Source organism: Tardiphaga sp. 619_E2_N8_4, assembly GCF_051810905.1.
Lineage (GTDB): Bacteria > Pseudomonadota > Alphaproteobacteria > Rhizobiales > Xanthobacteraceae > Tardiphaga > Tardiphaga robiniae.
Map to the genome: position 1 here is coordinate 264,687 of NZ_JBPWQJ010000001.1, position 14,361 is coordinate 279,047.

At 64.5% G+C, this 14,361-nt stretch carries 10 protein-coding genes; 7 read left to right on the top strand and 3 right to left on the bottom strand.

The annotated features are described in order from the left end of the window. The first annotated feature begins 8 nt into the window (after positions 1 to 8). From AB8A23_RS01300 to AB8A23_RS01315, 4 genes are read left to right on the top strand one after another with little or no spacing between them, the layout of a single operon-like run. Positions 9 to 1,013 carry an AAA family ATPase gene (locus tag AB8A23_RS01300; RefSeq protein ID WP_089262552.1) on the top strand — a complete coding sequence of 335 codons (1,005 nt, stop codon included), beginning with the start codon at positions 9 to 11 and terminating at the stop codon, positions 1,011 to 1,013. Beyond that, positions 1,013 to 1,957: a DUF58 domain-containing protein gene (locus AB8A23_RS01305; RefSeq protein WP_175368681.1), complete on the top strand. Its 945-nt coding sequence runs from the start codon at positions 1,013 to 1,015 to the stop codon at positions 1,955 to 1,957. Before AB8A23_RS01300 ends, AB8A23_RS01305 begins: the two co-directional genes overlap by 1 nt. Beyond that, positions 1,957 to 4,770, top strand: coding sequence for a DUF4159 domain-containing protein (locus AB8A23_RS01310; RefSeq protein WP_439060422.1), 2,814 nt, complete (start codon positions 1,957 to 1,959; stop codon positions 4,768 to 4,770). Before AB8A23_RS01305 ends, AB8A23_RS01310 begins: the two co-directional genes overlap by 1 nt. A gap of 9 nt (positions 4,771 to 4,779) precedes the next feature. Continuing rightward, positions 4,780 to 6,843 carry a hypothetical protein gene (locus AB8A23_RS01315; protein WP_439057109.1) on the top strand — a complete coding sequence of 688 codons (2,064 nt, stop codon included), beginning with the start codon at positions 4,780 to 4,782 and terminating at the stop codon, positions 6,841 to 6,843. 21 nt (positions 6,844 to 6,864) lie between these two features. Here AB8A23_RS01315 and AB8A23_RS01320 read toward each other — a convergent pair whose 3' ends face one another. Both AB8A23_RS01320 and AB8A23_RS01325 read right to left on the bottom strand, forming a co-directional pair. Continuing rightward, the gene (locus AB8A23_RS01320; RefSeq protein WP_439057108.1) at positions 6,865 to 7,851 is read right to left on the bottom strand and encodes a Bug family tripartite tricarboxylate transporter substrate binding protein; all 987 of its coding nucleotides are present in this window, start codon (positions 7,849 to 7,851) and stop codon (positions 6,865 to 6,867) included. Then, on the bottom strand, positions 7,848 to 9,566 hold the full coding sequence (locus AB8A23_RS01325; RefSeq protein ID WP_439057107.1) for an FAD-dependent oxidoreductase: 1,719 nt from the start codon (positions 9,564 to 9,566) through the stop codon (positions 7,848 to 7,850). The genes AB8A23_RS01320 and AB8A23_RS01325 overlap by 4 nt, the downstream gene beginning before the upstream one ends. 101 nt (positions 9,567 to 9,667) lie before the next feature. Between AB8A23_RS01325 and AB8A23_RS01330 the strand changes: the two genes are divergently transcribed. From AB8A23_RS01330 to AB8A23_RS01340, 3 genes are all read left to right on the top strand, one after another. Further along, the gene (locus tag AB8A23_RS01330) at positions 9,668 to 10,594 is read left to right on the top strand and encodes a LysR family transcriptional regulator (RefSeq protein WP_175368678.1); all 927 of its coding nucleotides are present in this window, start codon (positions 9,668 to 9,670) and stop codon (positions 10,592 to 10,594) included. 205 nt (positions 10,595 to 10,799) lie between these two features. After that, complete coding sequence (locus tag AB8A23_RS01335; RefSeq protein WP_439057106.1) at positions 10,800 to 11,177, top strand: DUF2946 family protein; 378 nt, start codon at positions 10,800 to 10,802, stop codon at positions 11,175 to 11,177. Positions 11,178 to 11,301: 124 nt separating this feature from the next. Next, positions 11,302 to 13,656: a TonB-dependent receptor gene (locus AB8A23_RS01340; protein WP_439057105.1), complete on the top strand. Its 2,355-nt coding sequence runs from the start codon at positions 11,302 to 11,304 to the stop codon at positions 13,654 to 13,656. 151 nt (positions 13,657 to 13,807) lie between these two features. Here the strand turns inward: AB8A23_RS01340 and AB8A23_RS01345 are convergent, their stop codons facing one another. Further along, positions 13,808 to 14,320 carry a GNAT family N-acetyltransferase gene (locus AB8A23_RS01345; protein ID WP_093759621.1) on the bottom strand — a complete coding sequence of 171 codons (513 nt, stop codon included), beginning with the start codon at positions 14,318 to 14,320 and terminating at the stop codon, positions 13,808 to 13,810. Between the last annotated feature and the right edge of the window lie 41 nt (positions 14,321 to 14,361).

The window sequence follows — 14,361 nt, forward strand, 5'->3', positions numbered from 1 at the left end:
AGCAATGGATGGCTGGCGCTGACAGTGTCGAGAAACTCGAAGACGTGATTGTCCGCTCCGCGGAACAGGTGGCTGGCCAGATGCGCGCCGCCAAGGAAGCGATCTCCACTGTCATCTTCGGCCAGGAACGCGTCGTCGAAAACACGCTGGTGACCATCCTGTCCGGCGGCCATGCGTTGCTGATAGGTGTTCCGGGCCTAGCCAAAACCAAGCTGGTGGAAACGCTGGGCGTCACGCTCGGCCTCGATGCCAAGCGCATCCAGTTCACCCCCGACCTGATGCCTTCAGACATTCTCGGCGCCGAAGTGCTGGACGAGAGCGTCGCAGGCAAGCGGTCGTTCCGCTTCATCTCGGGACCTGTGTTCGCGCAGCTTCTGATGGCCGACGAAATCAACCGCGCCTCGCCGCGCACGCAGTCCGCCTTGTTGCAGGCGATGCAGGAACAGCACATTACGGTGGCCGGCGCACGGCACGATCTGCCGAAGCCGTTCCATGTGCTGGCCACGCAGAATCCGCTGGAACAGGAAGGCACCTATCCGCTGCCGGAAGCGCAGCTCGATCGCTTCCTGATGGAGATCGACGTCGATTATCCGGATCGCGACGCCGAACGCCGCATCCTGTTCGAAACCACCGGCGCCGAAGAAACCATCGCCAAGGCTGCCGTGACCGCTGAAACGCTGATTACCGCGCAGCGCCTAATCCGCCGTCTGCCGGTCGGCGACAGCGTGGTCGAAGCGATTCTTACATTGGTGCGCTCGGCACGTCCGGGACCGGACGCAGGCGATGCCAGCAAGCTGATCGCCTGGGGCCCAGGTCCTCGCGCGTCACAGTCGCTGATGCTGGCAGTGCGTGCCCGTGCATTGCTCGATGGCCGTCTCGCGCCGTCGATCGACGACGTGCTCTATCTCGCCGAACCGATCCTGAAGCATCGTATGGCGCTGACCTTCTCGGCGCGTGCCGAAGGTCGCACAGTCCCCGACGTCATCCGTCAGCTCAAGACGCGGATCGGTTAATGGCCGCAGCGCCGGATCACGCCACGCAGGAGATCATCGCAGTCCGCCGCGCCGATGGTGAAAGCCGTTCGCTTGCTGCGTCATTGCCACGTCTGGTGCTGGAGGCCCGGCGCATTGCTGCGACCGTCATCCATGGCCTGCATGGCCGGCGCCGCGCCGGCCATGGCGAAAGTTTCTGGCAATATCGTCGCTTCGTCTCCGGCGAACCGTCGCAGAATGTCGACTGGCGCCGTTCGGCGCGCGATGATCATTTGTATGTCCGCGAGCAGGAATGGGAAGCCGCGCACACAGTTTGGCTGTGGCCGGACCGGTCGCTGTCGATGGCTTTTGCCTCCAAGGGCGCGCGCGACAGCAAGCTCGAACGCGCGCTGATCGTCACCTTCGCACTGGCTGAATTGCTGGTGGCCGGCGGTGAGCGCGTCGGCGTGCCCGGTCTGATGAATCCAACCTCGAGCCGCAGCGTCATCGACAAGATGGCGCAGGCGATGCTGCACGACACGACGAACCGCGCCAGCCTGCCACCTTCGTTTGTGCCCTCAGCACTGGCCGAGATCGTGGTACTCGGCGACTTCTGGTCGCCGATGCCGGAGATCAAGGAGATGCTGGCCGGTCTGTCGTCATCCGGCGCGCATGGCGCACTGGTGCAGGTCGTCGATCCCGCCGAGGAGAGTTTCCCTTATTCCGGCCGCGTCGAATTCGTCGAGCCCGAAAGCGGCAATGTCATCACCGCCGGCCGTGCACAGACCTGGGCCGAAGACTACGTCGCCCGCGTCGCCGCGCATCGCGAGGAAATCCGCGCCGAAACCGCCAAGCTCGGCTGGCTGTTCTCGACACACACCACCAGCCGCTCGGCGGCTGAGCTGCTGCTGTTCCTGCATGGCGGCATGATGGTCAACAAATCTGCCGGCGGCGGCAGCATGGTCAAGGCAGGACGTTCAGCATGATCGGTGGCTTTCCGCTCGCCTTCGCCCAACCGCTGCTGCTGCTCGGCCTGATCAGCCTTCCGGTGCTATGGTGGTTGCTGCGCGTGATGCCACCGCGCCCGCAGCGCATCGCGTTTCCGCCGACACGTCTGCTGTTCGATATCACGCCGAAGGAAGAAACCCCGTCACGCTCGCCATGGTGGCTGACGCTGCTGCGCCTGCTGGCTGCAGCGCTGATCATCTTTGCCGCGGCCGGCCCGATCTGGAATCCGCAGACCGGAGCTGCCGGCAGCAACGCCCCGCTGACGATTTTGCTGGACGATGGCTGGAGCGCCGCGGCGAGCTGGGACGCTCGCGTCAAGGCGGCGGATGAGCTGATTGCCAATGCCGATAGCAATCGCCGCGGCGTGGCCCTTGTTCCGCTGTCGGAACCGAACCGCGACATCACAATGCTACCCGGCGGCACCGCACGCGTCGCGCTGCGCCAGCTCTCGCCGAAGCCCTATGCCATCGACCGCGTCGATACGCTGCCGGCGCTGGAGCGCTTCCTGAAGGCCACCGGCGACAGCGAAATCGTCTGGCTCTCCGACGGCGTCGACACCGGCCGTGGCGCTGATTTCACGCAAGGCCTTGCGAAGACCATCGGCGACCGCACACTGACCATCTATGACGGCGGAGCCACGCCGGCCCATGCGCTGGTCGCAGCGGAAAATGCCGCGGCGAAAATGACCGTGAAGGTGCTGCGCGCCAATAGCGGCGGCCCGGATGGCGGCGTGGTACGCGGCCTCGACCAGAAGGGATCTCCGGTTGGCGAAGCCAAGTTCCTGTTCACACCGAACGACCGCGAGACCGAAGCCTCGTTCGATCTGCCCGTGGAACTACGCAACGACATCGCGCGGCTTGAAATCACCGGCGAACGCTCCGCCGGCGCCGTGCAACTGCTCGACAAGCGCTGGCGCCGTCGCGCCATCGGCATCGTCTCGGGCGCGACCAACGATACCGCGCAGCCGCTGCTAGCCTCGACCTTCTATCTCACCCGCGCATTGGCGCCATTTGCCGACGTCCGCCTCGGCGATCGCGGCGCGCCGCAGCAGGCGATCACGCAGTTCCTCGATCAGAAACTGCCGATGATCGTGCTGGCCGATGTTGGGACGCTGTCACCGGAAATCCGCGAGCGTCTGAATGCTTGGATCGATGCGGGCGGCGTGCTGGTGCGCTTTGCCGGCCCGCGCCTCGCGCAGGGCGACGACGATCTCGTCCCGGTTAAACTGCGCCGCGGCGACCGCAGCCTCGGTGGCAGCCTGACCTGGGAGAAGCCGCAACATCTGGCGTCCTTCGCCGCCGATGGCCCGTTCGCCGGTCTCCCTGTCCCGAAAGACATCACAGTGAATCGTCAGGTGCTCGCCGAGCCGAACGCTGCGCTGGCCTCGAAGAGCTGGGCGTCGCTGGTCGATGGCACGCCGCTGGTCACCGGCGAACGCCGCGGCAAGGGTCTCGTCACCCTGTTCCATGTCAGCGCCGATATGCGCTGGTCCGATCTGCCATTGTCTGGCACCTTCGTCGAAATGCTGCGCAGGGTCGTCGATATCTCCGGTTATACGTCCACGCCCGGCGCAGGTGTCGCCGGCGAGACTGGCGCGGAAACGGTTGCGCCGCTGCGCACGCTCGATGGTTTCGGTGCTTTCACCCCGCCGCCATCGACGGCCAAGCCGCTCGCCGCTGACTATCGCGACCGCGCCACGCTCGATCACCCGCCGGGCTTCTATGGCCCTGCCGATGGTCCGCTCGCAGTGAATGCACTGGCATCGGCCGATCGCATCGAGCCTATCGATTTCTCAGGCCTGAAGGCCAACCGCGCCAGCTACACCAATGCTGAACCGCGCGACCTCCGCGGCATCCTGCTCTCCACGGCGCTGGCGCTGTTTTTGGTGGACGCGATCATCGTCGCGCTGCTCGGCGGTGCCATCGCCGCGATGTTCCGCCGCCGTGCCGTCTCGGCGGCCCTCGCCGTGGCATTCGCGCTCGGCACCGTCATGGGATCGCCGGTGCCATCGCGGGCCGATCCAGCCAGTGACGATTTCGCCGTCAAGGCCGTGTCGCAGACCCGGCTCGCTTATGTCATCACGGGGAATGCCGACGTCGACTCGATCGTCAAGTCCGGTATGACCGGCCTCACGCTGTTTCTCGCGCAGCGCACCGCGCTGGAAGCCGGCGAGCCCGTTGGCGTCGATCCTTCTCGCGACGAACTCTCCTTCTTCCCGCTGATCTACTGGCCGATCATTCCCGGTGCCGCCAAGCCGCCGCAGGAGGCCATCAACCGCATCGACGCTTACATGAAGCAAGGTGGCACGGTGCTGTTCGACACCCGCGATGCCGTCGAAGCCCCGCCCGGACCGAATGGCGAGTCGCAGACGCCCGGCATGCTGACGCTGCGCAATATCCTGTCCTCGCTGGATGTGCCCGAGCTTGAGCCGGTGCCGCGCGAACACGTCCTGACCAAGACCTTCTATCTGCTGCGCGACTTCCCCGGCCGCTTCAATTCCGGACCGACCTGGGTCGAGACGCTGCCGCGCGACGACGGCGATGACGCTGCCTCGCGTCCGGCCCGCGGCGGTGACGGCGTGTCGCCGATCATCATCACCTCGAACGATCTTGCCGGCGCCTGGGCGATGCGGCCCGATGGCCAACCGATGCTGCCGCTGACGCCCGGCGAACCGCGGCAGCGCGAATTCGCGTTCCGCGCCGGCGTCAACATCGTGATGTACACGCTGACCGGCAATTACAAGGCCGATCAGGTCCACGCGCCCGCGCTCATCGAACGTCTCGGACAATAGGAGCGCGACATGCAGTACGGCATCGCGTTTACGCCCCTCGTCCCGACCATCGCGCTGTGGATCGGCCTCGCCGCCGTCGTGGTGATATCGGCGCTGCTATTGCTCGGCCGCGCCCGCGGCGCCGCCGTGCGTGTCGCCGCATTGGCGCTGATCCTGCTGGCGCTGGCCAATCCCTCCTTCACGCGCGAGGAGCGCGAACCGCTGTCCTCGGTCGCCGCCGTCGTCATCGACAAGAGCCCGAGCCAGAATTTCGGCGAGCGCACCAAGGAAACCCAGGAAGCGCAGAAGCAGCTGGTCGACCGGCTGAAGCAGGTCAAGAGCCTCGAGGTCCGTGTCGTCGAAGCCGGACAGGCTGATGGCGAAACCGACGGCACCAAATTGTTCGGCGCACTGTCCTCCGCTCTCTCCGATGTCCCGACCGACCGTGTCGCGGGCGCCTTCCTGATCACCGACGGCCGTGTCCATGACATCCCGACCAATGTCGCGGGTCTCGGCTTCAATGCGCCGGTCCATGCGCTAATCACCGGCCGCAAGGACGAACGCGATCGCCGCATCGCCATCACTGCCGCTCCCAGGTTTGGCATTGTCGGCCAGTCGCAACGCGTCACGTTTCGCCTTGACGACCAGGGCGTCACCGGCGAGCGCGCCCGTGTCGCCATCCGCCGCGACGGCGATACGCTGAGCGAGCGCACGGTGCTGTCCGGCCAGACCGTGTCGGTCGATATCGACATCAAACATGCCGGCCCGAACATCGTCGAGATCGAAGCCTCGCCGCTCGATAATGAACTCACTCTGGTCAACAACCGCGCCGTGGTCGCGATCGATGGCGTGCGCGACAAACTCCGCGTGCTGCTGGTGTCCGGCGAACCGCATTCGGGCGAACGCACCTGGCGCAACCTGCTGAAGTCCGACGCCTCGATCGATCTCGTGCACTTCACAATTTTGCGCCCGCCGGAGAAGCAGGACGGCACGCCGATCAATGAACTCTCGTTGATCGCGTTTCCGACCCGCGAACTGTTCCAGCAAAAGATTCACGAATTCCAGCTGATCATCTTCGATCGCTATGCCCGCCAGGGCGTGCTGCCGATCGCCTATTTCGACAATATCGCGCGCTATGTCCGCGCCGGCGGCGCAGTGCTGGTCTCGGCCGGCCCCGATTACGCGTCGAACACCTCGATCTGGCGCACGCCGCTGGATTCGGTGCTCCCTGCCGAGCCCGTGGGCGTCAGCGAGAAACCGTTCTATGCGCATCTCAGCGATATCGGCAAACGTCACCCGGTGACGCGCGGTCTCGAAGGCTCCAATTCCGAGCCGCCAAAATGGAGCCGTTTCTTCCGCACCGTCGAGACCCGCAACACCACCACGCCGCCTGTCATGACCGGTGCCGACGGTCAGCCGCTGCTGCTGCTGTCACGCTCCGGCGAAGGCCGCGTCGCGCTGCTGCTGTCGGATCACATCTGGCTGTGGGCGCGCGGCTATGAAGGCGGCGGCCCGCATCTCGATCTGCTTCGTCGCACGTCGCACTGGCTGATGAAGCAGCCGGATCTCGACGAGGAAGCACTCAAGCTGCAGAGTCAGGGCAAGGATCTCGTTGTGCTGCGCCAGACCATGGGCGACGCCGTGCAGCCCGTGACGGTGACCTCGCCATCAGGCAAGACCCGCGAACTGACGCTCAGTGCCGGCGAGCCCGGACTGTGGCGTGCAACCACGCCAGCCGATGAACTCGGCCTGTGGCAGGCCACCGACGGCACGCTGAAGGCGCTGATCAATGTCGGCCCGATCAACCCGAAGGAATTCTCGGAGGTCACCTCGACCACCGACATGTTGAAGCCGCTCGCGCAGGCCTCGGGCGGCGATGCCCGCCGCATCAATGAAGGCTCGGGCATCGAGCTGCCGCGCATCGTGCCGGTGCGCTCCTCAACCGTCTTCCGTGGCGACGGCTGGATGGGCCTGCATATGCGCGATGCCAGCGTGGTCCGCGGCGTTGGCGTGCTGCCGATGTTTGCCGGCCTGATCGGACTGCTGCTGCTGCTCGGCGCGTTTGCCGCGACGTGGCTCCGGGAGAGCCGATAGTACGAACCAATGGCGGCCGGGTCATTGCGCCGCGAGGTTCATCTCCCGCGTGAGACGCCCCCATTTGGCGCTTTCCGAGCGGATATAGGCCGCGAAGGCTTCCGGCGTCATTGGTGCCGGCTGTGCACCGATCGTCCGCAGCTTCTCGATCACGTCCGGGTCTCCCAGAGCCTTGACGAAGGCGGCATTCAAACGCGTCACGATGTCACCAGGTGTCGCGGCGGGAGCCACGAGGCCGAACCAGCCCGTCGATTCAAACCCGGCAACACCTTGCTCATCGAGTGTGGGCACTTCGGGAAGGAACGGCACGCGCTTGGCGCTGGTGACGCCAAGTGGTTTCAGTCGGCCGGCACGGATCAATTCCAGCGAACTGGGGATGTCCAACACCGCAAGCGGGATATGCCCGGCAAGGACATCGGTCACCGCAGGCCCTGTACCCCGATAGGGAACGAGCGTCAGTTTGACATTCGTTGTTTGGAGAAACAGCGCAGCCGTCATGTGCATCACGGTGCCGTTGCCGCCATATCCCACCGATAGTTGCCCGGGCTTTGCAGCAGCAGTCGCAAGCGCCTCTTTGAGCGTGGCAAATGGGGCGTCAGGCGCTGCGACCAGCACAAACGGGATATCGGCGAGCAGCGTAATCGGCGTCAGATCCTTGATCGGATCGAAAGACGTCGCCGGGCTGATATGAGGGTTGATGGTCAATGCGCCTGCCGGCGCCACGCCTAAGGTGTAGCCGTCAGGCTTCGCCTGCGCCACCGCCTGCATACCGATATTGCCGCCCGCGCCGCCGCGATTTTCGATGATGAAGCCCTGCTTCAGGTCTGCAGCGATCACCGGCTCAAGCGCACGAATAAAGATGTCGGCGCTGCCGCCTGGCGGAAAGGTGACGACAATCTTGATGAGTTGGTCAGGATAGGCGGCCCACACGGGCGTCGTCGTACCGACCACGATCGAACTGGCGGCGCCTGCAAGCAACATCCTGCGGGTCGGAGCGAATACAGTCATGCAATTGCTCCCGAAACAGTATGCGAGGCTGAGTTTTGGTGCGCGGCTGCGCTCCGATGCGTAGACGCGGTTCTGCCCGTGATGAGATCAATCAACGCGTCGGGGTCCGGCGGAGGGAGGCGACCACGCCAGGCAATATGCTGATCCGGCCGCACCAGCAGCAATGCTTCAGCGGGTTGCCCTGCATCGACCTCCGCTATCGACAGATCGATCAGCGTCAGAGGAACTCCGTTGCGGCGCGCGGCCTCTCTCAACGCAGTCACATCGCAAGCCGGATCGTAGCGCAAAAGCGTATAGCCGGGCCCCATCGCGTCAAAGATCGAACGGCCATCGCTCAGCCAGACATGCGGCATCCTGGCGCCCGGCACCGTCGAGGGGTCAAAATCGCCCATCGTATAGGCCGGCGGCGCCTCGCCATCATAGGCGATGACCGGTGACTGATCATAGAAGTAACCGAAATTGAGCCCCGCGCAGCAGTATTGCTTCACGTTGAGATCATAGGCGGCACGGCCGACCGCGGCACGCGCCGCCGCACCCGCTTCGCTGTCTTCCTCGATCACCGCAGGTACTGCGCCGCGCTGGCTGATGCTGGCAAGCGCATGCTCCATCGCGAACCGTGACACCTGATCGGTGATCGGCTGACGTTCGGCCGCATAGGCATCGAGCAGACCGGCATCCGCCCAGCCGTTGAGATGCGCTGCGAGCATCCAGCACAGCGAAACTGCATCAGCGATGCCGGCGTTCATTCCGTAGCCGGCGTAAGGCATCCACAGATGCGCGGCATCCCCGCAAATGAAGACGCGACGGTCGCGGAAGCGATCAGCGACGAGACGGCGCCCGACCCAGTCTTCCTTGCTGACGACCTTGTAATTGAAATCAGGCCCGACGCCCAGAATAGTACGGATAGACCAGTCGCGATCGACCGAGTCGAATTCCGGCTCGTCCGGCTTGAGGTGATTGTGGATCAGCCACCGGTCATGCCCGTCGATGGCAACGACAGTGCCGGTCCGGCGCGGGTTGAGCGCCAGCACCATCCAGGCTGGTGTGTGGGGCTGCATCAGGGTCTTCAGATCCGGCGCATCGATGAGGGTCGATTGAACCCGCTGGATCACAGGCGTTCCGACAAATGACGCGCCGATCAGCTTGCGTGTCAATGAGCGGCCGCCGTCACATCCAATGAGAAAACGGGCACGGATGGTGAAGGATCGGCCCTCATCGAGCCCACGGGCCTTGACCGAGACGCCCGATATGTCCTGATCGAAATGCACCATCTCGGTGCGGGACAAAATCGTGATCCTGGGATTGGCGGCCGCGTTCGCAAACAGAACAGGCTCCAGATAGATCTGGTTGATGCGGTGCGGCGGTTCAGGCGTCGGCCACCACGTGTCAGGTCCATCCGTTGCGGTGTAGCGCGTGGCGCGCGACGGAATGACGATCCGGCTGAGTTCGATGCCCGTTGCGGTGGTGCGATACGAGCAATCGTTGGGAAAGTCGGGCGGCAGACCGGCGTCGCGGATTTGGGTCACGATGCCAAGCCGGCGAAAAACCTCCATCGATCGCGCCGAAACATGGTTGCATTTGACATTGGGCGGCTCGCCGGCGTGCCGCGTCTCGAGCACGATCACGTCTATCCCTCTGGATGCCAGGTCCAGAGCAGCGGTGAGGCCCACAGGCCCTGCGCCAACGATAACGACGGATGTCTCATAGTCTTGCATGGCTGGCTCCCTCGACCGCGTCTGCGCGCGTTACGTTGAAGCTAGCCGCAACTCTTGATAAGAGAAGTCGCTTTTCCAGTATTGATTGATAAGATTACCTCATGAATATCACCCTTCGCCAACTGGAAGCACTGGTCGCGGTCAGCCGCACAGGCTCGATGACGCGCGCAGCTCAAGAACTTCACATCACCCAAGCGGCGGTCAGCCTGCTGCTCCGCCAGCTTGAATTGCAGTTGGGCCTGCCAATGTTCGACCGCACGACACGGTCGTGTATACCGACCGCAGCCGGACGCGACGCAGTTCGAGCCGCAGAGCGTATGTTGGGCGACGCGCTCAGCCTCACGCGTCAGATGCGCAGCCTGTCGGAAGCACGGAGCGGCACAGTCGTCTTCGTCGCATCGGCCGGTGCAGCCTCCGCGCTCATGCCGGCAGTGCTCGCGACATTCCGCACCGCTTATCCCGACGTTGATGTCATCATGCGCGATGTCGCATCCGATCAGCTTGTAAGCGCGCTGCTCGCGTCGGACGCCGAATTCGCCATCGGCAGCGTGGATGGCCCGGTGCCCGAGGTGACGCTGACGCCTCTGGTGAGAGGGCGTCTCAGCGCCATCGGCTGGCCGGGTTGCCCGATCGCAGCGATGCAAACGCTATCGTGGGATGAACTCGCGACACTACCGACCATCGCGATGCGCCGCGACACGCTGATCCGAGCACAGATCGACCGACGGCTGGGGCGCGATGGCAAGGTGCTCATCCCGACCCACGAAGTGTCGCTCATCAACACGGCGCTTTCGATGACGGCGAAGGGCATCGGCTATGCGATCTTGCCCTCCTATATGATGCCGACCGAGCAGTACCCAGGTCTGATCGCTTTCCAGCTCGTGCGCCCGGCGATCACGCGGCAACTGTCCTGGATTCAGCAGACCGGCCGCAGCCTGTCGCCGGCAGCGCTGCAATTTCAGAAGATGACGGCGCGTGTGCTGGCCAGCGCGCATGCGACAGCCATTGCAAGGCGCGCGACGGTGTAACGCGCAATTTCGGTCCCTCTCATCATCAGCGTGGATTGGCCAACATCCATCGACGCGAAGCGTTGCCGTAATCCCACAGCAGGCCGGGTTTCTGTGTCCGGAGATGACTGGCCGTTGACACCCGGCCGCCTGTCGCGCGATGTTACATTATAACATCGGTGCTGGCAGACCTCTCCGCCGACCGATGCCGGGGCAGCCTGTCGGCATGAAGTGGTTTCGCGCGAATATCAGGAATGGGGCAAAGCTGGCGCTGTTCGCGCTGGCGGTGCAGCTCGTTCTGTCGTTCAGCCATGTCCATGGCGGGACGGTGCACGCGGCCCCTCTCGACACCGCCATCGCCCTCTCTGCCGGCGAAGCTGCGCAGACACCGGCCGCTCCAGATACTGACCACCATCACCGCGGCGCCGATCCCTGCGCCATCTGCGCCGTCATGGCGATGGCCGGTACAGCGCTGTTCGCCGCGCCGCCGGTCCTGCTGTTGCCGCAGGCTGCCGTCCTGCTGCAGCGGATCGCCGAGGCTGAATTCGACCATCTCGACGCCATCAGCGGCGCGTCGCAGCCGCGCGGCCCTCCTGTTTCCTGACACGACCTTTGACGATCGCTGCCGCGAATTCCTCGCAGGCTGCGTAACCGAAGTCAGATTCGCATCACCGCGAGTCCCGGCTCAAGCGCACAAACCGCGCCGCCGGTGAAGTCAGGACAAACCTATGTCGATTCAATTCAAGCGCGCCCTCCTGCTCGGCACATCTGCCGTGGTGGGACTGAGCTGCCTCCCGCAATCCGCGCTGGCGCAGACGCAGCTTCCCGCCGTGGAAGTCACCGCGCCAAGCCCGATCGTGCGCCGCAAGCCGGTGCCGTCACGCACCGCGCATACCCATGTCACGCGCCCCGCGCCGAACCGCAATGCCGCGCCGGTGCCCGTCGAGGCAGAGCCGGCCGTGCAGGCGCAGCAGGGCGAACTCCCGATCGTCACCGATCAGTTCGCCACCGTCACCGTGGTGCCGAATGACGAGATCCGCCGTTCCGGTGCCTCGACGCTCGGCGACCTGCTCGCCAACAAGCCTGGCATAACCGGCTCCGGCTACGCACCGGGCGCATCAAGCCGGCCGATCATCAGGGGTCTCGACGTCAATCGTGTCGGCATCGTCGAAAACGGCATCGGCAGCAACGGCGCATCCGACCTCGGCGAAGATCATTTCGTGCCGGTGGATCCGTTTGCCGCCAATCAGATCGAGGTGATCCGCGGCCCGGCGACACTGCGTTATGGCTCGCAATCGATCGGCGGCGTGGTCAGCGCGTCCAACAATCGCATTCCCGACGCGCTGCCGAACTGCGCCGTGGCGGCGCCGTTCCAGAGCTACGGCATGCCGGTGAAGGCGCCGGCCGCCGGTCTCGCGGCGCCGGGCTGCATGAATGCCGAAGTCCGCACCTCATTCAGTTCGGTGGATCGCGGCGTCGATGGCGGCATCCTGCTCGATGCCGGCGGCGGCAATGTCGCGGTTCATGCCGATGTCTATGGACGCAAGGCGGGCGACTATAATGTGCCGAGCTATCCCTATGCGGAGCCCGGCCTCGCCTTCAACGGCAAGCAGCCGAATTCGTCGAACCAGTCGGCCGGCGCATCGGTCGGCGGTTCCTACTTCTTCACCGGCGGTTATATCGGTGCTGCGATCACGCAAAACAACACGACCTATCGCATTCCCGGCGTCGAAGGCGCCGAAGTCGGCACCCGCATCGCCGGCCAGCAGACCAAGTTCACGGCCAAGGGTGAGTATCGTCCGGATGCTGCGGCGGTCGAAGCGATCCGCTTCTGGGTCGGCGCGACCAACTACAAGCACAACGAGATCGGCCTTGCCGACGCCAGCGATCCCTTGTCCGACGGCGTGCGCCAGACCTTCACGAACAAGGAGCAAGAAGGCCGGCTCGAAGTGCAGATGATGCCGTTCAATGCGCGCTTCGCCACGATTACTTCGGCCTTCGGCCTGCAGGTCAACCATCAGGAACTGACGGCACCGAGCCCTGACGACATCGGCAGCCCTCTCAACGGTCTTTGGGATCCGAACAAGAACACCCGGGTCGCGGGCTACAGCTTCAACGAGTTCAAATTCACCGAGACCACGAAGGCGCAGATCGCCGGCCGCATCGAGCATGTCGAGCTGTCGGGCACGACGCCATCGTCGATCCCGAACGAGTTCGATCTCAATGCAGATCCGGGCGCGATCGGGCCGGCGGTCGGGCGCAACCTGACCTTCACGCCGAAGAGCGGCAGCATCGGTCTGATCCAGGATCTGCCCTGGTATGGGCTCTCCGCCAGCATCACCGCGCAATATACCGAGCGCGCACCGAAGCCCGCCGAACTGTTCTCGCGCGGCGGACATGATGCGACGGAGACCTTCGACATCGGCAATCCCAATCTCGGCATCGAGACGGCGAAGTCGGTCGAACTCGGCCTGCGCCGTGCCGCCGGTCCGTTCCGCTTCGAGCTCACCGGCTACTACACGCAGTATAACGGCTTCATCTATCGCCGCCTGACCGGCAACACCTGCGGAGATGGAGTCTGCCAGGCGGGGCTTGGCCTCGAACTGAACCAGGCGATTTATTCGCAGCGTGACGCCACCTTCCGCGGCGGCGAATTCCAGAGCCAGCTCGATGTTGCGCAGATCTATGGCGGCACATGGGGTATCGAGACCCAGGCCGACATCGTGCGCGCGACCTTCAGCGACGGCACCAATGTGCCGCGTATCCCGCCGGTGCGTGCCGGCGGCGGTCTGTTCTGGCGCGATGCCAACTGGTTCGCGCGCGTGAACTTGCTGCACGCTTTCGCCCAGAACGACGTCGCTGAGATCGCCGAGACGCCGACATCGGGCTACAATCTGCTGAAAGCGGAAGTGAGCTACAAGACGTTGCTCGATCCGCGCATCTACGGCGCCAAGGAAATGACGCTTGGCGTGGTCGGCAACAATCTCTTGAACGAGAACATTCGCAATGCGGTGTCCTACAACAAGGACAACGTGCTGCAACCCGGACTGAACGTGCGGGCGTTTGCGAGTGTGAAGTTCTGATTTCCATACACTCGTCATTCCGGGATGCGCCTCTTTGGCGCAGACCCGGAATCTCGGCGTGGTGAAACTCGCTGCAAGGCACTTCGAGATTCCGGGTTCAGGCCGATCCGCTTCGCGGCTCGACCTGCCCCGGAATGACAGCTTGTGGCTTTTACTTCGCCGCGTCCCAATCCGGCCGAACGGCGCCGGCGAGACCCGTAGCGGCGCCCTCCACCAGCTCGAGCACAAGCAACCGGTTTTGATCGACCGGACCCGGCATGGTCACATTGCCCTTAGGGATCGCCTTGAAGCCGACCCGGCGGTAATAGGGCTCGTCGCCGACCAGCACGATGAGCTTGTGGCCCTTCTTGCGCGCATCGGCGATGGCGCGGTCCAGCAGCTTGCGGCCGACGCCGCGGCTGCGGAATGGCGGCTCGACGGTCAGCGGCCCGAGCAGCAGTGCCGGCGTATCACCCACACAGATCGGCAATTGCCGGACCGAGCCGACCAGCAGCGTGCCGATCCGTGCCGTGAAAGACAGGTCGAGCAGATGACCGACATGTTCACGCAGCCGGTAGGCTGATAGCACGTAACGGCCCGGGCCGAAGGTGCGGGCATGCAGCCGTTCGATGATCTGGGCGTCGTTGGCGGTTTCCGCCAGGATGGTCAGAGAAAGGTCATTCATGTCGGGAGGCGGGATAGCATTTGGCGGGCGCGCGGTCCATT